The sequence below is a fragment of the Parasphingorhabdus cellanae genome (assembly GCF_017498565.1).
Lineage (GTDB): Bacteria > Pseudomonadota > Alphaproteobacteria > Sphingomonadales > Sphingomonadaceae > Parasphingorhabdus > Parasphingorhabdus cellanae.
Genome location: NZ_CP071794.1, coordinates 3,621,527 through 3,644,144, shown reverse-complemented (window position 1 = coordinate 3,644,144; position 22,618 = coordinate 3,621,527). Strand labels below are relative to the sequence as shown.

The 22,618-nt window shown below is 51.9% G+C and carries 22 protein-coding genes, 1 tRNA gene and 1 pseudogene; 6 read left to right on the top strand and 18 right to left on the bottom strand.

Features of this window, described 5'->3' with window-relative positions:
• Positions 1–123: 123 nt before the first annotated feature.
• From J4G78_RS17445 to gspJ, 3 genes are all read right to left on the bottom strand, one after another.
• Positions 124–200, bottom strand: a tRNA-His gene (locus J4G78_RS17445).
• Positions 201–338: 138 nt separating this feature from the next.
• Positions 339–1,328, bottom strand: coding sequence for a type II secretion system minor pseudopilin GspK (gene gspK / locus J4G78_RS17440; RefSeq protein ID WP_207987761.1), 990 nt, complete (start codon positions 1,326–1,328; stop codon positions 339–341).
• Positions 1,325–1,972, bottom strand: a complete 648-nt coding sequence (gene gspJ / locus J4G78_RS17435) for a type II secretion system minor pseudopilin GspJ (RefSeq protein WP_207987760.1) — start codon at positions 1,970–1,972, stop codon at positions 1,325–1,327. The genes gspK and gspJ overlap by 4 nt, the downstream gene beginning before the upstream one ends.
• Before the next feature lie 88 nt (positions 1,973–2,060).
• Here gspJ and J4G78_RS17430 point away from each other — a divergent pair, with 88 nt between their 5' ends.
• Genes J4G78_RS17430 through J4G78_RS17410 form a run of 5 tightly spaced genes read left to right on the top strand, consistent with a single transcriptional unit; the run spans position 2,061 to position 6,320 of the window.
• On the top strand, positions 2,061–2,723 hold the full coding sequence (locus J4G78_RS17430; protein ID WP_207987759.1) for a prolyl hydroxylase family protein: 663 nt from the start codon (positions 2,061–2,063) through the stop codon (positions 2,721–2,723).
• 19 nt (positions 2,724–2,742) lie between these two features.
• Positions 2,743–3,963 (top strand): Nramp family divalent metal transporter, encoded by a 1,221-nt coding sequence (locus tag J4G78_RS17425; RefSeq protein WP_243457147.1) that lies wholly within the window; start codon positions 2,743–2,745, stop codon positions 3,961–3,963.
• Positions 3,960–4,718: a 5-oxoprolinase subunit PxpA gene (gene pxpA, locus J4G78_RS17420; protein ID WP_207987758.1), complete on the top strand. Its 759-nt coding sequence runs from the start codon at positions 3,960–3,962 to the stop codon at positions 4,716–4,718. Before J4G78_RS17425 ends, pxpA begins: the two co-directional genes overlap by 4 nt.
• On the top strand, positions 4,684–5,376 hold the full coding sequence (locus J4G78_RS17415) for a 5-oxoprolinase subunit B family protein (protein ID WP_207987757.1): 693 nt from the start codon (positions 4,684–4,686) through the stop codon (positions 5,374–5,376). The genes pxpA and J4G78_RS17415 overlap by 35 nt, the downstream gene beginning before the upstream one ends.
• Positions 5,373–6,320: a 5-oxoprolinase subunit C family protein gene (locus J4G78_RS17410; RefSeq protein ID WP_207987756.1), complete on the top strand. Its 948-nt coding sequence runs from the start codon at positions 5,373–5,375 to the stop codon at positions 6,318–6,320. The genes J4G78_RS17415 and J4G78_RS17410 overlap by 4 nt, the downstream gene beginning before the upstream one ends.
• 29 nt (positions 6,321–6,349) lie before the next feature.
• On the opposite strand, the gene rpmE is transcribed toward J4G78_RS17410, so the two are convergent.
• From rpmE to J4G78_RS17345, 13 genes and pseudogenes are all read right to left on the bottom strand, one after another.
• Complete coding sequence (gene rpmE, locus J4G78_RS17405; protein WP_207987755.1) at positions 6,350–6,580, bottom strand: 50S ribosomal protein L31; 231 nt, start codon at positions 6,578–6,580, stop codon at positions 6,350–6,352.
• 120 nt (positions 6,581–6,700) lie between these two features.
• Positions 6,701–7,159: a 3-hydroxyacyl-ACP dehydratase FabZ gene (gene fabZ, locus J4G78_RS17400; protein ID WP_207987754.1), complete on the bottom strand. Its 459-nt coding sequence runs from the start codon at positions 7,157–7,159 to the stop codon at positions 6,701–6,703.
• 9 nt (positions 7,160–7,168) lie between these two features.
• Entirely contained in the window at positions 7,169–7,822 is a 654-nt protein-coding gene (locus tag J4G78_RS17395; RefSeq protein ID WP_207987753.1) for an OmpH family outer membrane protein, read from the bottom strand.
• Positions 7,822–10,458, bottom strand: a complete 2,637-nt coding sequence (gene bamA / locus J4G78_RS17390; RefSeq protein WP_207990841.1) for an outer membrane protein assembly factor BamA — start codon at positions 10,456–10,458, stop codon at positions 7,822–7,824. Before bamA ends, J4G78_RS17395 begins: the two co-directional genes overlap by 1 nt.
• A 142-nt stretch (positions 10,459–10,600) precedes the next feature.
• The gene (gene rseP / locus J4G78_RS17385) at positions 10,601–11,725 is read right to left on the bottom strand and encodes an RIP metalloprotease RseP (RefSeq protein ID WP_207987752.1); all 1,125 of its coding nucleotides are present in this window, start codon (positions 11,723–11,725) and stop codon (positions 10,601–10,603) included.
• The gene (locus J4G78_RS17380; RefSeq protein ID WP_207987751.1) at positions 11,722–12,894 is read right to left on the bottom strand and encodes a 1-deoxy-D-xylulose-5-phosphate reductoisomerase; all 1,173 of its coding nucleotides are present in this window, start codon (positions 12,892–12,894) and stop codon (positions 11,722–11,724) included. The genes rseP and J4G78_RS17380 overlap by 4 nt, the downstream gene beginning before the upstream one ends.
• Positions 12,891–13,697 (bottom strand): phosphatidate cytidylyltransferase, encoded by an 807-nt coding sequence (locus J4G78_RS17375; RefSeq protein ID WP_207987750.1) that lies wholly within the window; start codon positions 13,695–13,697, stop codon positions 12,891–12,893. Before J4G78_RS17375 ends, J4G78_RS17380 begins: the two co-directional genes overlap by 4 nt.
• Before the next feature lie 3 nt (positions 13,698–13,700).
• On the bottom strand, positions 13,701–14,459 hold the full coding sequence (locus J4G78_RS17370) for an isoprenyl transferase (protein WP_243457146.1): 759 nt from the start codon (positions 14,457–14,459) through the stop codon (positions 13,701–13,703).
• A 5-nt stretch (positions 14,460–14,464) separates the two neighbouring features.
• On the bottom strand, positions 14,465–15,022 hold the full coding sequence (frr, locus tag J4G78_RS17365; RefSeq protein WP_207987749.1) for a ribosome recycling factor: 558 nt from the start codon (positions 15,020–15,022) through the stop codon (positions 14,465–14,467).
• Between the two features lie 19 nt (positions 15,023–15,041).
• Positions 15,042–15,764, bottom strand: a complete 723-nt coding sequence (pyrH, locus tag J4G78_RS17360) for a UMP kinase (RefSeq protein WP_207987748.1) — start codon at positions 15,762–15,764, stop codon at positions 15,042–15,044.
• Positions 15,765–15,903: 139 nt separating this feature from the next.
• Positions 15,904–16,827, bottom strand: a complete 924-nt coding sequence (gene tsf / locus J4G78_RS17355) for a translation elongation factor Ts (RefSeq protein ID WP_207987747.1) — start codon at positions 16,825–16,827, stop codon at positions 15,904–15,906.
• A 402-nt stretch (positions 16,828–17,229) separates the two neighbouring features.
• A pseudogene (rpsB, locus tag J4G78_RS17350) lies at positions 17,230–17,976 on the bottom strand (30S ribosomal protein S2); the annotation flags it as partial.
• Between the two features lie 183 nt (positions 17,977–18,159).
• Positions 18,160–19,050, bottom strand: coding sequence for a DUF481 domain-containing protein (locus J4G78_RS17345; RefSeq protein WP_207987745.1), 891 nt, complete (start codon positions 19,048–19,050; stop codon positions 18,160–18,162).
• A gap of 254 nt (positions 19,051–19,304) precedes the next feature.
• Here J4G78_RS17345 and J4G78_RS17340 point away from each other — a divergent pair, with 254 nt between their 5' ends.
• Positions 19,305–20,078 (top strand): hypothetical protein, encoded by a 774-nt coding sequence (locus J4G78_RS17340; RefSeq protein ID WP_207987744.1) that lies wholly within the window; start codon positions 19,305–19,307, stop codon positions 20,076–20,078.
• Between the two features lie 943 nt (positions 20,079–21,021).
• On the opposite strand, the gene J4G78_RS17335 is transcribed toward J4G78_RS17340, so the two are convergent.
• Both J4G78_RS17335 and J4G78_RS17330 read right to left on the bottom strand, forming a co-directional pair.
• Positions 21,022–21,831, bottom strand: a complete 810-nt coding sequence (locus tag J4G78_RS17335; protein WP_207987743.1) for a CDP-alcohol phosphatidyltransferase family protein — start codon at positions 21,829–21,831, stop codon at positions 21,022–21,024.
• A 37-nt stretch (positions 21,832–21,868) separates the two neighbouring features.
• Positions 21,869–22,603 carry a phosphatidylserine decarboxylase gene (locus J4G78_RS17330; RefSeq protein ID WP_207987742.1) on the bottom strand — a complete coding sequence of 245 codons (735 nt, stop codon included), beginning with the start codon at positions 22,601–22,603 and terminating at the stop codon, positions 21,869–21,871.
• Positions 22,604–22,618: the final 15 nt, after the last annotated feature.

Sequence of the window (22,618 nt, the reverse complement as noted above, 5' to 3'; positions counted from 1 at the left end):
CCCTTCGCGCATTGAGTAACATAATTTGGTAAGCGCGTAATAATATTACAGAACACTTTTGTCACCCCAAGATATTTCAGAGGCTGCTAACCATTTGATTATACTGGATAGGTGGTTTTAAAATGGGGCGACCGAGGGGTCTCGAACCCCCGACCTCCGGTACCACAAACCGGCGCTCTAACCAACTGAGCTACGATCGCCATAATTGCATGGGCATCAAATATGCCTGCTGCGCCGCGCTGCATAGGGATGCATGGGGGCAGCCGTCAAGTATTTAGCACAGCAAAAACACATGAAATATTCTTCCCTCCGAAATCTCGTTTGCACGGAAATCTTATTCAAAGAGCATCCCCGCGCTGACGGTGCACCAACCTTGCCGGTTGGCGCGCTGCATCAACCAAAGCGCGCTCCTCCACCAAAGCGCTTTGCATTTCGACTGCCATATCGAGCCGGAACCAACGGGTCTTCAATTTCACCTGGCTTTGTACTTGGGACGGCGCCAAAAAATTTGCGGGAAAGGGTTCTGCCCAAAAATCATTCAAGCTGCCATAGCCCGTTTCCGTTCGACGGCCGAGAAATTGACGAGACTGGACGATATCTGGATTGTTGGAGAGCATCGCCAATAGGACCGCTTGCTCGGGGCGCAGCGTATTGATGTTGATCGGCGATAAATCCGTGGTCGGTAATGCGCACAACCATGGAGCAATCCGGGCATAGATGGCACTGGTCACGCCTTTGACGGTGCGCAGCTCGCTAATATCAACCATGATCGCATTGGCAGTACGATAAGGCTTTTCCAACTGAGCGTAATATTCGTCTTCAGCGCCGCGCGGCGATGGGATGGTATCGCTATCGATCCAGTCGGTCACTGATTCCGCGATATCCGTGGCCTCTCCCTGCGAGATATCCAACAACGTCATCAATCGGACAAATTGGGTTTGGCCATCTGGACGGGCTGACAAAAGCGCGTCATTCTGGCTCACAAGACTGTTGATATTAAAACAATTGCCGCCATCGGTCAGCGCAGCCGTGATGATACCGCCCGGAACTGGGAAACGCCGTTCCTGGCCATTCCAGCCGCCGATATTTGTGGTGCGCCCCGGCGACAAGCTGACAATTTGCTCTGCCGATTGCATCCCGATCGTCTCTGCTGCAATCAGATAGGCCTTGGCCTGGCTGAGTTCGCGGGCATTGGACGCCAATTTTGTGGCTCCCGCCAGCCGGTCTATTCCATGCGCCGCCAGCACCGCGATCACGGCTACCAACAATAATACAGTCAGAAGCGCTGCACCGCGTTCGCCTTTTTTCGCCAGTTGAAGTGGCTTCATAAATAGCCCGTCCCGACCAGAAAAACATGGCGATACTTTCTACCATTCTGTTCAAATCGCAACTCTACCGCACGCGGCAAGTCGCTAAGCCGTTCGGTCTGCCAATTACTGACCCACTGCCCTCTTTTGTCACGAAAGCGCAGTTCAAGATCGCTGATGCCATCGAGCAGTTCTGCCGGTTCGCTTATAGAGCCGCCGTCGGTAGTCTCATATTGCCGCCGCTCAAGCCTTCCTTCATTTAACTGATAAGAGATACGCTGCATATTGGAGCGCGGCTTGTTGTTAATATTGCTTTGTCCGCCACGACTGAAAAACAGAAAACCGCGACCACCGCTACCCGTCTCGCTTATGAAAGCAGCCACCCGGCCTCCCTCCTCATCACGATGAGGTCGTGGGATTGCCTGACTTAAATCCGCTTCCATAAGCGACACAAGACGCTGCATCTGCGCCATATCGCTGAGTTTGGCATCGGTAACCTCGTTGCTGTCCACCGCACCGCGCAGCAGGGCTACACCAGCAACCGACAGCAGTGAAAAAATGAACAGAGCCACCATCATCTCTACCAGCGTGAACCCGCCTTGTATATTGATGCTATCGCCGCGATCGTATTTTGCGCCTGCCATGATTGCGTGATCTATATCCATATTGTGCCCGACAGCAAAGAGCGGTTGCGGCAGACAATTTTTCATCTAATCTGATATTCCGGCATTAAGAGTGATTTCGGAACATTTGATGACAGATAACAACAGCACTACCGCAGACTATCTGGTCGCTTTGGGCCAGGTGCAACGTTATCCGAAAAAGGACGTGGAACTCTGCATATTAAAAAACTTTCTGAACAAGGAAGAATGTGAAAAGCTTATCCAGCGCATTGACGAAAAGCGCCGACCCTCAACAATCGCGGATGCCAATGGCGATGACTATTTTCGCACCAGTGAAACATGCGATCTGGATCATGACGATAGTTTTGTTGCAGAAATCGATGCCAAAATCTGCAATTTTGCGAATATCAACCGAAAATTCGGTGAGCCGCTTCAGGGACAGCGATATGCCGAAGGGCAGGAATTCAAGGCTCACACCGATTTTTTCGACCCCAATGGCGAAGATTTTAAAAAATTCTGCACCATATCCGGTCAGCGCACGTGGACCTTCATGATCTATTTGAATGAACCGGGTGCGGGCGGTGCCACACGCTTTGTGAAACTGAACAAGAAATTCGTTCCTAAAACCGGCCATATATTATGCTGGAACAATATGAAGCCCGACGGCGACGTCAACGATTTGACGCTGCACCATGGAATGAAGGTTCGAAGCGGCACAAAATATGTGATTACAAAATGGTTCAGGGAACGCGCTTGGCCATGGCCGGACGAAGTGGAACCACAACGGGGATGACCATATTGCAGCGTTTCCATTGAAAATAACCAGCTATCGGCCCGGTCCGGGTATGATGGTCTCGGCAGCCTTCATTGGCCCGGGCACCGTTACCGCCTGCACTCTGGCCGGAGCCAATTTCGGATTTGCACTTATTTGGGCGCTGGCCTTTGCGACAGTAACGACGATCATCTTACAATCTATCGCCGTTCGAGTCGCGCTAGTTTCCCGTATGGGCCTTGCAGAAGCTATGATGCAGACGGTTGCATCTCCGCCGTTACGCTGGCTTGCTGCAACATTGCTCATCGCAGCTTTGGCTCTTGGTAATGCCGCTTATGAGGCTGGCAATATTTCTGGCGCTCTATTGGGCCTGGAAGCACTCAACAGCGACTTTTCAGATAATCGGGACCTGGCTATAGGCTTGATCGCTTTACTGGCCGGAGCCCTAATCTTGTTTTCCAAACCGCGCTGGGTAGAACGGATTTTGATCGCCATGGTGCTGTTCATGTGTGCATCATTCCTGCTTACATTCTTGATCACACGCCCAGATATTGGAGCGATTTTGAGCGGTTTTATTCCATCCATCCCCGAAGGCGGATTGTTGACCGCCATCGCGCTCATTGGAACTACGATCGTCCCGTACAATCTGTTCCTCCACGCCGCTAGTGTAAGAGAGCGCTGGAAGGAAGAAAGCGATCTGTCAGAAGCACAGACAGATAGCGCTTTTTCCATTGGGCTCGGCGGACTAGTTTCCATCACCATATTGGCAACTGCCGCCGCCAGCCTTTTCGGAAGCGGTCAAGAGATTTCCAGCGCGGCCGATATGGCAGAACAACTGAACCCTTTATTTGGCAGTTTTGCCAGTGCAACGCTCGGCGCCGGGCTATTTGCTGCAGGACTGACCTCGGCGATCACGGCGCCGCTCGCAACCGGATATATTGTTCAAGAGATTTTCGGCAAAACGGTTGGCAAAGCGTCGCGGACCCCTTTCAGGATCGGCGCGTTGCTTGTTATATTATCCGGCACATTCGGTGCCTTGCTGAATTACAAACCGGTAGAGATTATCTTCGTTGCCCAGATCGCTAACGGATTGTTGCTGCCGATCATCGCGTTTTTCCTTGTCAAACTGGCTAATGACAAGGCGGTACTGGGCCAGCATGTGAATGGATGGAGGGGCAATATTGCTGGCGCTATCATACTGACCGTCACATTCATGCTCGGTATCCGTCTCATCGCACGAGCCTTGGGATGGTGGCCGTGACCACCAGTATCGATCTCAATGCCGATCTGGGCGAGGACGAAAGCGCCGAAGGAATAGCGCGCGATATTGCAATCATGGATATTGTGTCCAGTTGCAACATCGCCTGTGGCGGCCATGCAGGTTCGGCGGAGACCATGCGCGCTATGTTGGTGGCAGCCAAAGCAAAGGGCGTTTGGGCCGGTGCCCATCCCTCTTATCCCGACCGCGCCAATTTCGGACGGATAAGCATTGAGATAGATCCTATCCGCCTACAGACCAGTTTGCTGGAGCAGTTGGACTTGATTAAAGCGGTCGCAGCAGATGTCGAAGCCGACATCACCCACCTGAAACCGCATGGTGCGCTCTATAACGATGCACAGGATAGTGAGACTCTGGCAGATATTTTGGTCGCAATTGCGCGCGCCGAAAATCTAGCGTTGGTGGGCATGGCAGACTCCATCATGCAGCGAAAAGCCCGAGAAAGCGGCGTCCGCTTTATCGCAGAAGCCTTTATTGATCGGCAATATACGGATCGCTCCCGCCTCGTGCCTCGCATGAAAGAGGGAGCCGTCATCGACGATGATGCACAGCGCGTGCAACAGGGACTAGTCCTGGCGCACGGAGAACCTGTTACGACAGCCCGAAATAAATCAAAAGTCATACAAGCCGAGACGCTGTGCCTGCATTCCGATAGTGAGGGTGCGCTTGCCACGGCAAAAGCCATGCGGCAAGCACTGGAGCTTGACGGGATATCCATTGCGGTCCCCGGTGAATAGTTTTGATATTCATTCCTGTGACGACTGGCTTTCCTGCCAATTGAACAATCTCGATACGGTTCATGCCGTCAGCGCCGCAATAAGGGAACAAAAGATATGGCAAGAGGTCGTTTCAGGGTTGGATAGTATCGCCGTACAATTTGACCCAGTCCGGATCACGCCAAATGAAGCGACCGACTTGTTCCGGGAACAACTATCAAGGCTACAAACTGATGCGGTGATGCAGACAGCACCGGTGACAATTCCGGTTTGCTATGATGAAATATTCGCTCCCGACCGGCATTGGATAGCTAAAAAAATGGGGTTAACGGTAGAAGCGTTAGTGGAATGGCACAGCGGCCTGGAATTCACGGTGGCGATGCTCGGATTCATGCCCGGCTTTGCTTATTTGCGCTGCTGTGAGAACATTACTGATATCGGCAGATTAACCAAACCGCGACAGAAAGTAGAAGCGGGATCGATCGGCATTATCGGTAATCAAAGCTGCATCTATTCCTTTAGCAGTCCCGGCGGCTGGCCGGTAATTGGCCGCACTCCCGTTAAGTTGTTTGATCCAGCAAAGGATCAACCTGCACTCTTGGCTGCCGATCAAATCGTATCGTTTACGCGGATAAGCAAAGCGGAATTTGATGCGACCGCGAGAGAAGAACTGAAATGACGCTCACGGTTGTCAAACCTGGCTTGCAGACGACCTTGCAGGGCGCGCCGTTTTCAGGTCATCGGCACCTGGGCATGCCAGCGGCTGGCGCGGCAGATTGCTTATCTCTCGCTTTGGCCAATCATTTAGTCGGCAATCCTCCAGAAGCGATAGCAATAGAACTAACGCTGGATGATGCCAAATTCACTGCCGAGCATCCCATTGTCCTAGCCCTTACAGGCGCAGCAGGGTTTTTGCGCATAAACGGTGAAAATCGGGCGTTGCATGAACCGATATATGCGAAACCCGGTGACGAAATTCATGTCGGTCCAGCCGCTCAGGGCTGCCGATCCTATCTGGCCGTTTCGGGAGAAATAGATGCGCAATACCTATTAAGTGGGCAGTCTACCTACCTTGGTGCCGGATTGGGTGGTTTCCAAGGTCGCGCATTAAAAGCCAATGATACGATCAAATGGACAAAAGGCCATCGGTCGACAAATACCAGCAAAAGAACACCTGGTGGCCTGCGACCCGTGATATCAAATAAATCTATCATACGAGCTACTATTGGACCGGAGATTTCCACTTTAAGTTCATATTCTCAAAAGATATTTTTTGAAGAAACTTATCAAATTGGACCGCAAACCAATCGGATGGGCCTCAGCTTACAAGGCGCGGTGTTGGAACAAGACAGTGGGTCAAAAATGAAAAGCGCGCCTGTTTTCCCTGGCACGATTCAATGCCCACCAGACGGCGAACCGTTCCTGCTTGGGCCCGATGCACAAACAACCGGCGGTTATCCAAGGGTTGCGCAAGTAATACGGTCTGATCGCCACTTGATCGGCCAATTGCGTCCCGGCTCCCAAATCCAACTTGTGCAAGTTTCAAACGAACGGGCGATAGAAATTTATCGCAAGAAGCTCGCTCTTCTCACAACGTGGCTGGGAACCATAAGCTTGTGGTGAGCAGAGGCGCGAACCTCTGCCAGCACGGCTTAGTTTTTCTTAAGTGACAAACCGCCAAAGCGCTTGTTGAAGCGTGCGACTTGGCCGCCAGCGTCGAGAAGGCGTTGGTTGCCGCCAGTCCATGCTGGGTGCGATGTTGGATCAATATCAAGTTGCAGCGTATCGCCCTCTTTGCCCCAGGTAGAGCGGGTTTCAAACACGGTGCCATCGGTCATCTGGACCTTGATCATGTGATAATCGGGATGCGTATCTTTTTTCATTTTTTGCTCCAAAACGGGCTGGTTTCCGACCAGGTCCCTAAGCGTGTAATTGTCTGTGAAGCGGCGCATTAACTGCCGCTGCTCCAAAGTGCAAGATTCTTTTATCGGCTATGCGGTCAATTATGAACTCGGCGGATCAGCAATCATTGCCGTAAAATTGGCTTCAGCCGCCAATTTTTCGCCAATCATCGCCTTTCCGGAGAACTTGCAGACCCGTGGACGTTTCTGGACAAATTCTACGTTGAGCGAAAGCAAACAACCTGGCTCGACGGGATTACGGAATTTTGCGCCATCAATTGCCATGAAATAGACCAGCTTGCCTGAACCGACCAGCCCGAAGCTTTCCATCGCTAAAACGCCAGCAGCCTGCGCCAAAGCCTCGATAATCATAACGCCTGGCATGATCGGACGGCCAGGGAAATGGCCCTGGAAAAACCCTTCATTCATCGTGACGGCTTTCACTGCACGAATGGATTCATCCTTGACCAGTTCTTCCACCCGGTCGACCAGCAACATAGGGTAACGGTGGGGCAAAACCGCCATTACCTTGGTGACGTCATAATCCATCGACTCAGACATTATGCTTATTTACCGGCCTGAAGGTTGCTGGGTTGCCGCCGGCTGCTGCGCATTTTGTTGAGCCTGGCCGGGCTTCCAGCCTGCAGGCGGCGTGATTGTAGCCGAAGGAACCAGCTTGTTAAGCTCTGCAACGATAGATTCAGTAATATCGACATAAGGTTCCCGCGCGACAATAGCTTGCGGCTGTAGCACGAGATCAACATTTTTGGCTTTCATCGCCGCCTTGATCGCATCGTTCAATTTCAGGCCGACTTGCTCTTCGACATAGGCAGTCGCCAAGGTGACACGCTGTTGCAAACGAGCCAGTTCCTGCTGACCAGATTGTCGCTTTGCCTGAAGCGCCTGCGCTTGTGGCTGAACCGTCTGTGCGTTCGCATTGGGCTGTTGAACGGCGGCATTATACGCGTCAACAAGTGGTTTCAGTTCCGTCTGCAAAGCAGTCGCACGAGCATTGGTCGCATCGATATCTGCTTTATAGGTAGTTTTCATCTGCTCTACTGCAGTCCGGTAAGCCTGTGAACGGACAACAGCTGCTTCATAATTGGCAACCGCAATACTGGTCCGTGACTGGGCCGCAGCAGGTGTTGTTACCATTGCCGGAACCGACAAGGTTGCAAGGCCTAAGGCGGCCGATTTCAAAAGTGTCTTGGTTGAAAAAGTCATTAGAATTGTGTTCCTACATTGAAAGTGAATAGCTTGGTGTCATCACCTGGCTCTTTTAACAGAGCGCGTGCTACATCGATCCTAAACGGACCGAATGGAGAATTCCAGTTGACGCCAATGCCAACGGAAACGCGTGGTTTGGCGCTATCGCCAAAAAATTGTTCGGTGAAGCTAAATTGGGGGACCAAATCTGGTTCATTTGCTACGCCATTGGCATCAACAGCGTCAGCCGTTTGTGTTATATTGCCGTCGGCACCAACGGTCAAAAATTGCGGAACGCCATTAAGGGTGGCCTGTACCCGGTTATCAATCAACAGCGGTTGCGTAACGTTAAACACAGCGCCAGCATCGACGAATATTGATGGTCGCAACCCTAGCTCACGTGCGCCACTGCCCAGTGGTATTTCCAATTCAGCCCGTCCCAGATAATAGGCCCGTCCACCAATGGCGTCATCAGTAACATTGTTTCGATCTTCGCGAAAATCAATAATCGAATTGACCGCACGGCCATCAACAATTTCTTCTCTAAAACGAGATCTTATCACCCGTGGGCCAACACCGCGGATATCAAAGCCGCGAATTTGTGGTTCACCGAGGAAAAAGCGGTCTGTCAGCCGAACATCGTCAATACCATCAGCCGCGCTACCGCGATTTTCCAGCGGGTGGATATACCCGCCTTCGGCACTAACCGAGAAAATAAAGTTGCCCAATACCCGCCAGTACTTAGCGGCATTGAGACGGCCTCTAAGATATTTCACACTGCCGCCCAAGCCTGCAAAATCAAGGCTACCTACAACGGTCTGGCCACGCGTGGGCCGAACACGATTATCGCGGTCGTCATAGATAAGCGATGCGCCAATTGATGACGTTGTTCTCTTACCAATGGCATCGCATAGAAAGCGGCCGGCCTGTACAGGATCGCAAGTTAATACACCATCGGGACCTGGAGAAAAGAAACGATCTCTATCTAGCGTCACATCATCATAACTCAAACCATAGCGCAGAGAAGCCGATAAATATTCCGTAATCGGAACACCCGCGCGAACCTGGAAACCAGTTGTCAGTTGCTCAAATGTCGTTCGTCGATCTCCTGCCTGATCAAAACCGAAACTGTTCAAATCGCGACGAAAAACATCAACACCAACCGCAATGTTTCGGTCAAACAAATAAGGCTCTGTAAAGCCCAATTCAATCGCCTGCGAAAAGCTCGAATAGCTCACGCTGGCGCGAAGCTCCTGTCCTTTACCGCGGAAGTTACGCTGGCGGACAGAGGCCTGCAGAATGAAATTCTCAACACTGGAGAAACCTGCCGAAAGCTGCAATTCACCCGTCGCGCGTTCTTCGACATTGGCTTCGAGAATGATTCGGTCTGGCGCACTCCCCTGCTTCTGCTCGATTTCCAGCTCATCCTGGAAAAAGCCGAGCGATTTAATCCGGTTGGCAGAGCGTTTCACCTGGAAACTGTTAAAGGCATCACCTTCGTTCAAACGGAATTCGCGCCGAACCACTTTATCGACTGTTAGCGTATTGCCGTTAATATCAATACGTTCCACATAGACACGGTCGCTTTCTGCGACTTGGAAGTTGATTCCCATGGTCAGGGTTTCTTTATCGCGATCAAATTCCGGTCGCACATCAGCAAACGCATAGCCAAATAGACCAGCAGTTTCTGACAGGCTTTCCACCGTATCTTCAACCTGCTTCGCGTTATAAAAATCGCCTTCTTTCATAGGCAATAGCGGCGTTAGCGTTTCAGCAGTGAAGTCGCGGATCTCGCTTTCAACTGTCACATCACCAAATTTATAGCGATCGCCTTCTTCCACGACATAGGTGATGATGAAGTCTTTTTTATCTGGTGTCAGCTCTGCTACTGCTGAGATAACCCGAAAATCAGCATAGCCCTCGGTCAAATAAAACTGGCGTAGCTTCTGTTGGTCAAAAGCAAGCCGGTCAGGATCATAAGTATCGCTGGAGCTGAAAAAACGATAGAAACGCGACTGTTTCGTCGCCATTTCACCGCGTAACTTACCATCGGAGAACACCTCGTTGCCGATGATGTTAATCTGCTGAACTTTTGATTTCGGACCTTCATTGACTTCGAAAACAATATCAACGCGGTTCTGATCGAGTTGAACCATTTTGGGCTCTACACTGGCTGCAAAACGCCCCTTACGCTTATAGAGCTCAACGATACGAGCGACATCAGCGCGCACTTTTGACCGGGTGAATATCTGGCGAGGAGCAAGACGGATTTCCGGGCGAATCTTATCCTCTTTGATCCGCTTGTTACCTTCCAGCAATATCCGGTTGATAACGGGGTTTTCGACAACATCGATAACCACAGCACCAGCATTATTGCGGATACTGACATCCTTGAACAATTCTGTTTCAAAAAGGTCCTTAAGTGCCTGATCCGCCGATTCCTGCGTATAGGTCTGCCCGACGCGCAGTTTCATATAAGACAGAACCGTATCTGACTCTAGCCGCTGAGCACCATTTACGACGATAGACCTGATCGTATCATTGGCCGTTACGCTAGGCTGAACTGCCGGGGGTTGAGCCGCCGGCGGTTGAACCACGGGCGTGTCCTGCGCATGGGTCGGCACGGACGTGCCTGCCAGAATTGTACCACTCATCAATATGGGCAGGAGCCGTTTTTTATGCTTCACAGACAAACTCGCTTTCACGCCTTAAACTCAAAAAATACTAACCAGTGCAAAAATGCATTAGCTTTTGCGAAACCCCCTGCCTCAACCAGACCCATCAATCAATGGGCAATCAGCCCGAGAAGACCCTGAATAGTCCGAAAGAGGCCAAATCATTAAATGTCACCACCAACATGAACATCACCACAAGCGCGAAGCCCGATTGAAACGCCCATTGTTGCACCATAGGACTGGCTGGCTTTCGCCGGACCGCTTCTATGGCGTAAAACATCAAATGCCCCCCATCGAGCATGGGGATTGGCAGGAGGTTGATGAACCCTAAGTTAATTGAGATTAACGCTACAAAGAATATGAACTGGTTCAGCCCGGCGACAAATTGTTCGCCCGAAACCTGAGCGATTTTAAGCGGCCCACCCAATTCTGTAACGGATCGTCTGCCACTTATCACCTGCCCCAATGTCGTTACGATCAGGTCGACAATCTCCACAGTTTGGCGCGTTGCTACAACGGGTGATTCCAACAACGACACGTCACGACGCTCAATGCTGCCTGGCGAAATTCCAAGCAGGCCTATCCGATATTGGTTGCCAAACCGATCTTCCTCAAGACGAACACCAATTTTCGCTTCTTTAGAGATGATTGCACCATCACGCTCGAACTTGATCTCAACCTCTTCGTCAGGAATAATTGAAATTTCTCGCGACAGATCGGAAAAACGGTCGATGCTGTCGCCATCTATCTCCAGAATTTTATCGCCATTTTTCAAACCGATTGTTTCAGCGGTAGAATTTTCCGCCACAGTGCCAACGACAGGAGACGTGACACTTTCTCCATATGCCAAAGCGAAACCAGCCAATATCAATATGGCAAACAAGAAATTAATTGCTGGGCCGGCAAAAACTATGGCAGCTCGTTTCAGCAGTGATTTGGATTGAAAAGTACGATTACGCTCTTCCGGTGGAAGCTTGAGCCATTCCTGACTTTGTGAACTGGACGGATCCATATCGCCGGCAAACTGCACATAGCCACCAAGTGGTAGTGCACAGATTTTCCAGCGGGTCCCGCGCTTGTCATTCCAGCCAACAATTTCCTTGCCGAAACCGATTGCAAAAACGTCTGCTTTGACGCCGCACCAACGTCCCACCAAATAATGTCCCATTTCGTGAATGAAAACGAGCAATCCGATAGTGATTAGAAAAGCGAATAAAGTGATCAATATGCCGGGATTCTCAGTCAAACTTTAACATCCTCAATCATAGCTTTGGCGCGCTTCCGCGTTTCTGTATCAATAGCAAAAATGTCCGCAAGATCATCCGGATCAGGCGGGCTATAGCTGTCAACCATGCGGGATACAATCTCAGTGATTTCCAGAAACTGAATATTGCCTTTCAGGAAAGCGGCTACCGCAATTTCATTGGTTGCATTCAATATTGCCGGAACAGCGCCACCAGCCTCAATAGCCCCACGCGCCAATTTTATGGCTGGAAAGCGATCATCATCGGGAGCTTCAAAATCCAGCTTACCAATTTTAGACAAATCCAGGGGCAGGCAATCCGTTTTCATCCGCTCCGGCCAAGCCAAGGCACTGGCAATCGGTATACGCATATCCGGCGATCCCAGCTGCGCCAATGTCGATCGGTCGTGATATTCCACCATCGAATGGATCACGGATTGGGGGTGCACCAAAATGTCGATGTTTTTCAGACCAACGGGGAAGAGGTGATGGGCCTCGATCAACTCCAAGCCCTTGTTCATCATGGTCGCGCTATCGACAGAAATCTTGGCGCCCATATCCCAATTGGGATGCGCCACTGCTTGCTCAGGTGTGACCGAAGCCATTTGCTCTTTGGACCAGGACCGGAACGGACCGCCACTGGCCGTCAAGGTGATTTTGCGAACCTGATCAATTCGACCACCCTGCAAACATTGGAAAATCGCATTATGCTCTGAATCAACCGGGAGCAACGTAGCTCCAGCCTCTCTAGCTTGTGCCATCATCAGTGCGCCAGCCGAAACCAGAGCCTCTTTATTGGCAAGCGCAACTGTTTTCCCGCATTTCAGAGCCGCGAGCGTCGGTGGCAAACCTGCACAGCCCACAATTGCTGCCATCGTCCAATCCGGGTCCAATGCAGCGGCGGAGATTAGTTGATCCGGCCCAGCAGCCGCTTCGGTTTGAGATCCAGCAAGCAATTGCTTCAGCGCTTCATATTGTTCTGGATCAGCGACAACCGCTATTTCCGCTTCAAATTCCTTAGCCAGCTTTGCCAATTCGGCGGCATTGCTGTGGGCGGTGAGCGCCACGACGCGATATTTCCCTCGGTCCAGCCGGATTAGATCCAGTGTGGATGTGCCGACCGAACCAGTCGCACCAAATATCGAAATAGTTCTGGTGGTTAAGTCGTTCATTGGCTGCCAGCCAAAACAATAACTGCGACAACAGGAGCAACGGGAATCAGACCGTCCAGTCGGTCCATAACACCGCCATGACCAGGAAATACCGTTCCGCTATCTTTAACCCCTGCCCGGCGTTTCATCTGGCTTTCAAATAAATCCCCCATTTGGGCTAATACGGCCAGCGGCAAGCTGAGGAGGACGAGTTGAAAAGGCAATTGAAAATAGATATGTAAAATAAAGCTGAATAGGCCTGTCACAATCACGCCGCCAATCAGCCCTGCCCAGGTTTTATTGGGGCTAAATCTTGGCGCGAGCTTGGGTCCGCCGATCGCTCGTCCCGAAAAATAGGCGCCGATATCTGTTGCCCAAACCAGAGCCAGAGTCCAAAACACGATCAGCAAGCCATTTTCCGTCCCGCGAAGGTAGAGGATGGATAAAGCGGGTAATCCAGCATATAATATGCCTATCGCGAGCTTATAAGATCGGTCGAAAGCTGCGATAAACATCGCTGCGCCCAATATCATTCCCAACGCGAGAAAAGATGGTCCCGCGGCCAGATAAGACATAATCGCCAGCGGGACAGACAGAGCATATTGCGCCAGCCGCCTATTCTCCACACGGCCCGTAAGACCTGCCCATTCCCACAATATGCCCAAAGACATAAGCACCACAAGCAACCATAAAGCATGCCGCCCAATGTCATGATCACCCACGATAAGAGTCGTTATAGTAGTGGCAACCAAAGCAACGCCAACAATGACTCGGGTCAACAACTCATTGGAATGTTTTTGCGCAGGACTTTTAGGGTCACTCATAGCTTAACGGCCACCGAAACGGCGATCCCGGTCCCCAAAAGATTTTAGAGCACGCTGTAATTCCCGTTTATCAAAATCGGGCCATAATGCGTCAGTAAAATAGAGCTCTGAATAAGCGGCTTGCCACAGCAGAAAATTAGATAACCTGAGCTCACCTGATGTACGGATTAACAAATCAAGCGGCGGTAATTCGGCTGTATCCAGGGCAGCGGAGACATGGCTCAATTCAATCTCTTGCGGATCGATCTCTCCATTTCTGACGGCTGATGCAATGCCTTTAACGGCGCGCAGCATTTCATCTTGCGCGCCATAGTTGAGCGCAATAGCGAGCGTCATCCGGTCGTTATTTGCGGTTCTCTCCAGGGCATTTTCGATCAGCTGGACAATATCGCTATCAAGCGCTTTGTAATTGCCGATCACCTTCAATCGGATGCCATTTTCGTCAAATTCATCAATATCCGATTGGATATATTGGCGCAGCAGCCCCATCAAGTCTGTGATTTCGTCTGCTGGTCTGTTCCAGTTTTCTGACGAAAAAGCGTAGAGCGTCAGCGCTTCGATGCCCATTTCACCCGCGATGCGAACGATATCGCGTACGGTTTCTACACCCTTTTTGTGCCCGAGCGCGCGCGGCAGATGTCTCTTTTTTGCCCAGCGGCCATTGCCGTCCATGATGATCGCCACATGGCGCGCACCGTATGTGGGGTCAGCAATCTGACCCATATCTGAATCTGGATCGACAGACCCTTTTTTGGCGGGCATCAGCCTCACTGTGTCAGGATTTCCTGTTCCTTGGCGGATGAAAGCTTATCCGCTTCCTCGATCATAGTATCCGTCAATTTCTGGACTTCTGTCTCCAAACGCTTTTTGTCATCTTCACCGATTTCTTTCTTGTTTTCATCGGCTTTGATATCATCCATGCCATCGCGTCGGACGTTGCGAATGGCAATACGCGCTTTTTCCGCAAACTGGCCCGTCATTTTCGCAAGCTCTTTGCGCCGCTCTTCAGTCAAATCCGGAATTGGCAGCCGGATATTAGGGCCATCGATCATAGGATTGAGACCCAAGCCGGCGGACCGCACCGCTTTTTCTACTGGCTGTATATTACCTTTATCCCACACTTGGATGGACAACATGCGCGGTTCGGGCACTGACACAGTCGCAACCTGATTAAGTGGCATTTTTGCGCCGTAAACTTCAACAGTGATGCTATCGAGCAGAGCCGTATTGGCCCGGCCAGTCCGCAAACCACTCAGGTCATGTTTCAACGCTTCGATCGACGCCTTCATACGCTTTTCAAGCGCGTTCTTATCATATTGTGCCATGCCTATATTCTCCTAAAATCTATTCTGCGGCCCCGACGATCGTCGCGGTACCGCCACCGCCAAGCACGGTCGCAAGATTGCCTTTTTCACGAATCGTAAACACGACAATCGGTATATTGTTCTCCCGGCACAGCGCGACGGCGCTAGCATCCATAACTTTCAGATTGTCGGTCAACACTTGATCGAAGCTCAGTGCTTCATAACGAACCGCATCCGGATTTGTCTTTGGATCAGCGTCGTAAACACCATCAACACTGGTTCCTTTGAACAGCGCTTCACACCCCATTTCCGCGGCGCGCAAGGCAGCCGCTGTATCGGTTGTAAAATAGGGGTTTCCCGTTCCGGCTGCAAAAATAACAATCCGGCCCTTGTCGAGATGCCGGACGGCCTTGCGGCGGATGTAAGGCTCGCAAACGCTGGCCATCGGTATCGCGGATAATACGCGTGTATCACAACCCATTTGCTCCAGCGCGTTTTGCACTGCCAAGGCATTCATCACCGTTGCCAGCATGCCCATATAGTCAGCACTGGTCCGGTCAAATCCTTTCGCTGCAGCTGCCAGTCCGCGAAAAATATTCCCGCCGCCGACGACCAGACAAAGCTCATAACCGGCCTCTTTGGCGGACTTTATTTCGGCCGCGATGCGATTCACGGTTTCCGGATCGATTCCGAATTCACCCGAACCCATCAAAGCCTCGCCCGAAAGCTTCAATAAAATGCGCTTAAACGCTGGTCTTTTCATGCAAAATCCATCCCACTAACTGTAACGCGATAGCGCTTGATTAGGCCCCGATACAACAATGGCGCAGACCATAGATAGTCCGCGCCATTGCGCCAAGTGTTAATGCGCCAAACAATAGAATGGCTGCAAATCCAGTCAGTTAGTTACCGAGAGTAGCGGCCACTTCTGCAGCAAAATCTTCCTCTTTTTTCTCAATGCCTTCACCGAGTTGAAAACGGACATATTCAGTCAGTTTGATCTCAGCGCCCGCATCTTTGCCGGCTTGCTCGACAACTTGCGCAATCGGCGTCTTGTTATCCATGACGAAAATCTGGCTAAGAAGAGCGTTTTCTTTGGCAAATTTTGCCATCGCACCATCAACCATTTTCTCGACGATGTTCGCTGGCTTGCCCGATTCAGCCGCTTTCTCAGCAGCAATCGCGCGTTCACGCTCCATTGTGTCCTGATCCAGGCCATCAGCGTTCAAGGCCAATGGGAAGGCTGCTGCAATATGCATCGCGATCTGCTTACCCAGTGGTTCAAGAACATCTGCGCCAGCAGTGCTTTCCAGCGCCACCAATACGCCAATCTTACCCATTGTGGGTGTGACGGCATTGTGGACATAGGGGACAACGGTTCCGCTGCTAACCGCCACGGTTTTCATCCGGCGAATAGCCTGATTCTCTCCGATGGTAGCGATATTGTTGGTCAGGGTCTCCTGAACCGTACCGCCTGTCGGATAGTCAGCCGCAGCCAAAGCTTCGACATCATCGCTACCCAAACCAAGCGCTACATCGGTCACGCCGCTAACAAATGCCTGAAACTGCTCGTTCTTCGCAACAAAGTCGGTTTCACTGTTTACTTCGACCGCAACGCCTTTGGTGCCAGATACGGCCACGCCGACCAGGCCTTCAGCCGCCGTCCGGCTCGATTTTTTCTGAGCGGCAGCAAGGCCCTTGGTGCGCAGCAAGTCAACCGCTGCTTCCACGTCGCCACCCGTTTCGCTCAATGCTTTTTTGCAATCCATCATGCCAGCGCCGGTGCGCTCACGCAGTTCTTTTACTGCTGCTGCGGTAATAGCCATGTTCTTAGTTCCTCAATTTTCGTGTGCGGGAATATTGTTATCTTAATAAAATGAAGGGGCAGCACCAATGCCGCCCCGCCATTTTCCTATGCGGTCAATATATGACCGAACAAAGACGCTTCAAGCTTAGGCCTTTTCGTCGGCTTTCTTATCGTCAGCTTTCTTGTCGTCGTCCTTTTTGGCGGCGGCTTTCTTAGCAGGAGCCTTTTTCGCAGCCGCTTTCTTAGCCGGCGCTTTTTTGGCAGCGGGCTTTTTGGCCGGAGCCTTTGCTTCTTCAGCAGGTTTTTCTTCCGCTGGTTTTTCTTCAGCGGCAGGCGCTTCCTTAGCAGGGGCCGCGTCAACAATCTCTGCAACCGCAGCCGCTTCACCAGCAGCCATGGCGCTGGCATTGGCTTCGCTGGAAACAATCGCTTCAACTGGTGGAGCAACTTCTGCGCCCAGATCTTTACCGGATGCTACAGCCGCTTCCTGGCCGCCTTTGGTCGCAGCCGCAGCCACCGATTCGCAATAAAGACGAATAGCGCGTGCCGCATCGTCATTGCCGGGAACCGGGAATGCGATGTTGCTGGGGTCAACGTTGGAGTCGAGGATCGCAACAACCGGAATACCCAAAACATTGGCTTCCTTAATGGCGAGCTCTTCCTTGTTCGCGTCGATCACGAACATCACGTCGGGAATACCGCCCATGTCGCGGATACCGCCCAAAGACAGTTCCAGCTTGTCCCGCTCGCGCGTCATCTGCAGGGCTTCTTTCTTAGTGAAGCCAGCCATGTCACCGGAAAGCTGCTCTTCAAGCGTCTTCATCCGGCGAATCGAGTTGGAGATGGTTTTCCAGTTGGTCAGCATGCCGCCGAGCCAGCGATGGTTCACAAAATGCTGTCCGCTCATCCGCGCTGCTTCTGCGATCGGCTCTTGCGCCTGACGCTTGGTACCAACGAACAGAACCTTGCCGCCGGACGACACTGCATTGGCAATGAAATCAAGCGCGCGAGCGAACAAAGGAACACTCTGCGAAAGGTCAAGAATGTGGACACCGTTACGGGCACCGAAGATATATGGTTTCATCTTCGGGTTCCAGCGGTGGGTCTGGTGGCCGAAATGGGATCCGGCTTCAATCAATTGCTGTAGGGTGACGACAGGGGCCGCCATAGTACTTCTCCTTATCCGGTTATGCCTCTGGAAAGCTGAGAACCTGAACCGACCTAAAAGGTCGGCATCGGCACCGGTATGAGTGCTTTCCATGTGGAATGAGCGTGCCGTTAGAGCGCTGCGCGGCGAAATGCAAGCTCAAATTGACCGCTATTATAAGAGCCGCACGCTATATTCGTTGAATCAGAACCCGAAAATAAGGGTCGCACGAGAAAAAGTGTCGGTTTTCTCAAGGCCCGCTGGCGGATTGGTTTCATGATCAACCTGATAAGACAGCCGCGCAGTCAGCTTGTCGCCCAGCTTTGCATTCAATGCCGAGAGCGAATTATAACTGCTATTGCCCGATTGAACATAAGCCGACAGGTCTTGATTGAAGGTAATGGCTGGCGAGACTTTCCAGGCATAGTTTACAGCCGCCAGGCCTGCGATGCGCGAGTTTGAACCGCCACCGACAAGGTCCGTCTTGCGCCATGCAGGGCCCGCCTTGGCTTCCAATTGCATCGCGTCGGTGTTGATGAGCTTATACCCCAAGCCGCCTGATAGCGTGTAGCGTGACGAGAACCCTTGAAACCTGTCCCGTTCATATTGCACCAGGCCAAAGGCATAGAGGCGGTCATTAAATTTATAATTGGGCTCCAATGTGACGACGCCCTGCTCTCTTGTGGTGGAACCATTGGTGCGTTGATAATCAGCAAGGGCATTGAACTTGAAGCGCCAACGCTCACTTTCTTTGGTCAATTTTACACCGGCGGTCACACCAACAGACGTCGTATTACCGCCGGATTGAAACGCACCCAGTTCGCCTGTGCCTTCCCAGTTCGAGAAAAAACCAGCTTCGTTTCTCTCGGCAATTTCCGCAGCTTCTTTAGCTGCCAGATCGGCTTTATAAGCTTCAACTTTGGCGGTAACCGCTTCACTATTGGCATATTTTGCAATCGCATCAACCGCTTCCGTATCGCCATTGGCAATGGCCGCATCGATCATCGATTCTGCAGATTGTTGTTCCTGTGCGAAACCCGTCGATGGCGTCATGATCGTAGTGAGCGACAGCAAAGTGAGAATATATTTTTTCATTGTGATCCCTGGAATGAACGAGGTGGCAGGCATAACGGCTTTGCTTCATTTTCAAAGCCCCTATCGCCCAGATACTCGCATCAGATCGTAAATTTGCACAAATTTACAGGCGTTTACGATTATATCAACCGTTTGGGATCAGTGAAAATCATATCGTCGCTCAACCATGATATAGCGCTCCACATCCGCCCTTTCCTACACATAACCAGATAGGTTATCTTCTCTGTTCCCCCTATAGAACAAGGACGATATAGATGACCGAACTCCCTTCACACGACAGCTTCACCGATATCCCTGCCCCTGATGATCTGGCGCAGCCCAGGGAGCGCCATGATGGCTGGTCGCCGGACCGGCAGGTGGTGTTTCTCGAAGCTTTGGCAAGAACCGGTAATGTGAAGGCCGCGGCCGCCTATACCGGATTGTCGCGCGAGAGCGCGTATAAACTGCGGCGCAGGCCGGACGCGCGGGCCTTTGCCCGGGCGTGGGATGCGGCGCTTATTCATGCGCGCGATATCTATCAGGATGCGCTTCTCGACAAGGGGCTGAATGGCTGGAACGAGGCGGTATGGCATCAGGGCGAGGAAGTGGGCATGCGCACCCGCTGGAGCGCGCCCTTGTTTCTGGCTGCCATGGCGCGGCTCGACAAGATGGCGGATGGGCTGGATGTGGCGGGCAAGCCGGCACGGGTGGCAGCGGAGCATTTTGATGATTTGCTCGACGGCATTGGCAAAGGCGAGGATTGTGCAGAGCTGGTGGACAAGATAGAGGCGTCTGGCCGGACGGCAAGCGCCCCGGGCGATGCGCGGTCCAACAGCGATTTGCTGGCGGCTATCACTCTCCATAGCGAACGCGAGACGATCCAGGCGATGGCGCCGGAGGATATTGATGTGTCGGACCTGGATGTCGCGGATTGTGAGGACTGGGATGATCTCCAATGGGAACGGGCCGAGCGCAGCGGGTATTTGGAGCGCAGCGGCTTTTATGAGCAGGAGGAAGGCGAGGATGCCGAGAAGCAAGAGGCTGTGTGAATTGTGTGAACTTTGGGAGGTGTTTTTTGTTTAACCTCAAGCGCCGGGCGCGGGGGAGTCTTTATTTATTCCCTCAAACGCCGGGCGGGCCCATCCAGGCCCTTGGCTTTCCTCGCATAAGCTCGGGCGATATTCTTTAGGGTGAGAACAGGGGGCTAGCTCTCAATCTGTGCTCCGGGCGCAGACCCGGAGCCCAGGGTAGACGGGCGTGGCAGCCATCCTGGGCTCCGCATCAGGTGCGGAGCACGGTTGGGCGAAAGGCCGGGAGAAACCCATGTGATCTGTGTGAACTTTGAGGGCGCGTCTTTTGCCATCGTCATTCCAGCGCAAGCTGGAATCTCCATGCAGCAGAGCGGCAGGTTTCGAGGAGATCCCAGCTTGCGCTGGGATGACGGGGGGAGATGGGGGTGTGAATGGTGTGAACTTTGGAAGGGAGTCTTTATTTATTAACCTCAGGCGCCGGGCGCGGGCATCCGCCCGCTTGGCTTTCCTCGCATAAGCTCGGGCGCGCGGTCGCGCTTGCCGACGCGATGCGTCGGTTCAGCGCGACACTAAACGCTTCGTTTGAGACCATATAACCGAGCGCAGCGAAGGCAAAGCCGACTGGCCGCCGCGCCTTATTGGCGCGATAGCCAAGGGCCCGGATGGGCCCGCCCGGCGCCTGAGGTCTAAAAAAGAACCCTCATCCCTCCCTTTCAAAATATTATTTGACAGGAGAACATATTTAGAACATTAAAGGTTCATAGAAAGAACATACGGGGTTTTGACATGTTAACTATCGCAATTGCTTCCTTTTTTGCCCTTGCGCTTGCGGGCTCACTTTTGACCATCGGAATGATGTTTCATGCCTATCAGGACAAGATAAGAGCAGTGATAGCGGCTGAGCTTGGCCATACGGACATGGCAAATACCGCCATATCGCGGCGCAATCACAATGTCGTAATCACACCTTATCGGACGAGCGCAAAGCGTCGTTCTTTTCAGCAAATTCCATTGCGCGCTGCCGCTTGACCTTGGCGTAGCTTCGAATGCTGAATGGGATCAGGACAATATAAGCGATACTGATCGCGCTAAGCGTAATCCAGGGATTGTTGATTAGTGCAACGCCAAGCAGGGCAAAACCTGCCAATGCCTCAAGGCGGATATTTTTGCGCAGGCGAAGAGATGACCAGCTGAACGTCGCTGTATTCGATATCATCAAGAAAGCAATCAAGACGATCCATGGCCCAACAACAAAATAATTCCGGAACAACTCCTGCTCTGTAATCACCCAAAGATATAGCGGAAGCATGACCAGTCCGGCGGCCACAGGTGCTGGAATACCGGTTAGAAATCCAGCTGATTTATGGGGCTGATCCTCATCATCAATCTGAGCGTTGAACCGTGCTAGTCTAAGCGCGCAGCCAACCGCCATGGTAAGCGATATCACCCAACCAAATTGCGGCATATGCTGCAGTGACCAGAAGAACATAACGAGAGCGGGAGTCACGCCAAAAGCGATGACATCAGAAAGCGAGTCCAGCTCTGCCCCAAAACGACTTTGGGCGTTGAGCAAGCGCGCGATCCGGCCATCCAGCCCATCCAATATTCCGGCCAAAACAACCGCACCGGCGGCGAGCACCCAATTTTCCATGAAGGCAAAACGCACACCGCTTAATCCGACACATAGCGCCAAAGCGGTGACTGCATTGGGCACAAAAGCCCTCAAAGAAATGCCGCGTTCTGGCCGTTGAATACGTTTATTATCTGCCATCAGTTGAAATATGCATCCTTAACTACAGGTACCGAGATCATTGACCGATGCCTTCAATTTCTTTCATTTGGCCGATTTCGGCGATGACGGTTTCACCGGCAATGGTCCGCTGACCCAAAACGACGTTTGGTGTTGTACCCTTGGGCAGATAAACATCCACCCGGCTGCCGAAACGGATGAGCCCGATGCGCTGTCCGACGGCAACGAAATCGCCTTCTTTGACGAAGGACATGATCCGCCGCGCCACCAAGCCCGCAATCTGAGTAAAACCGACCTTTAGGCCATCATTGCGTTCAACCATGAAGTGCTGACGTTCATTCTCGTCGCTGGCCTTGTCCAGGTCGGCGTTCAAAAATTTTCCGGATATATAGGCCTGCCGTTTAACCGTTCCTTCAATTGGCGTCCGATTGATATGCACATCAAAGACGCTCATAAAAATGGACACTCGGATGAGCTCTTCATCACCGAGACCACCATCGCCTTGCAATTCAACTGGCGGTACGACCGGCATGATCAAATTTACCAGTCCGTCAGCTGGTGCCACGATATACTTATCGTCCAGCGGGGTAACCCGTTTTGGGTCACGAAAAAAGGCCAGTACCCAAATCGTGATGCCCGCCATGGGCCAAGCCAAAGTCTCCCATGCAAAAAAAGCAAAGGCTGCGGTAATCGCCGCCGAGATGACAGCAAATTTGCGGCCTTCAGGGTGGACGGGTGGAAAGGACCATTTGGCTTCGCCAAGGCCTTTGTTTGAATATTTTTCTATCGCCATAAGTGATCCTTAGGA

Excerpts from the sequence above, each read along its gene's own strand:
- gspK (WP_207987761.1), bottom strand. The coding sequence starts at position 1,328 with ATGAAGCCACTTCAACTGGCGAAAAAAGGCGAACGCGGTGCAGCGCTT.
- gspJ (WP_207987760.1), bottom strand. The coding sequence starts at position 1,972 with ATGGATATAGATCACGCAATCATGGCAGGCGCAAAATACGATCGCGGC.
- J4G78_RS17430 (WP_207987759.1), top strand. The coding sequence starts at position 2,061 with ATGACAGATAACAACAGCACTACCGCAGACTATCTGGTCGCTTTGGGC.
- J4G78_RS17410 (WP_207987756.1), top strand. The coding sequence starts at position 5,373 with ATGACGCTCACGGTTGTCAAACCTGGCTTGCAGACGACCTTGCAGGGC.
- rpmE (WP_207987755.1), bottom strand. The coding sequence starts at position 6,580 with ATGAAAAAAGATACGCATCCCGATTATCACATGATCAAGGTCCAGATG.
- fabZ (WP_207987754.1), bottom strand. The coding sequence starts at position 7,159 with ATGTCTGAGTCGATGGATTATGACGTCACCAAGGTAATGGCGGTTTTG.
- J4G78_RS17395 (WP_207987753.1), bottom strand. The coding sequence starts at position 7,822 with ATGACTTTTTCAACCAAGACACTTTTGAAATCGGCCGCCTTAGGCCTT.
- bamA (WP_207990841.1), bottom strand. The coding sequence starts at position 10,458 with ATGAGTGGTACAATTCTGGCAGGCACGTCCGTGCCGACCCATGCGCAG.
- J4G78_RS17380 (WP_207987751.1), bottom strand. The coding sequence starts at position 12,894 with ATGAACGACTTAACCACCAGAACTATTTCGATATTTGGTGCGACTGGT.
- J4G78_RS17375 (WP_207987750.1), bottom strand. The coding sequence starts at position 13,697 with ATGAGTGACCCTAAAAGTCCTGCGCAAAAACATTCCAATGAGTTGTTG.
- J4G78_RS17370 (WP_243457146.1), bottom strand. The coding sequence starts at position 14,459 with ATGCCCGCCAAAAAAGGGTCTGTCGATCCAGATTCAGATATGGGTCAG.
- frr (WP_207987749.1), bottom strand. The coding sequence starts at position 15,022 with ATGGCACAATATGATAAGAACGCGCTTGAAAAGCGTATGAAGGCGTCG.
- pyrH (WP_207987748.1), bottom strand. The coding sequence starts at position 15,764 with ATGAAAAGACCAGCGTTTAAGCGCATTTTATTGAAGCTTTCGGGCGAG.
- tsf (WP_207987747.1), bottom strand. The coding sequence starts at position 16,827 with ATGGCTATTACCGCAGCAGCAGTAAAAGAACTGCGTGAGCGCACCGGC.
- J4G78_RS17345 (WP_207987745.1), bottom strand. The coding sequence starts at position 19,050 with ATGAAAAAATATATTCTCACTTTGCTGTCGCTCACTACGATCATGACG.
- J4G78_RS17340 (WP_207987744.1), top strand. The coding sequence starts at position 19,305 with ATGACCGAACTCCCTTCACACGACAGCTTCACCGATATCCCTGCCCCT.
- J4G78_RS17335 (WP_207987743.1), bottom strand. The coding sequence starts at position 21,831 with ATGGCAGATAATAAACGTATTCAACGGCCAGAACGCGGCATTTCTTTG.
- J4G78_RS17330 (WP_207987742.1), bottom strand. The coding sequence starts at position 22,603 with ATGGCGATAGAAAAATATTCAAACAAAGGCCTTGGCGAAGCCAAATGG.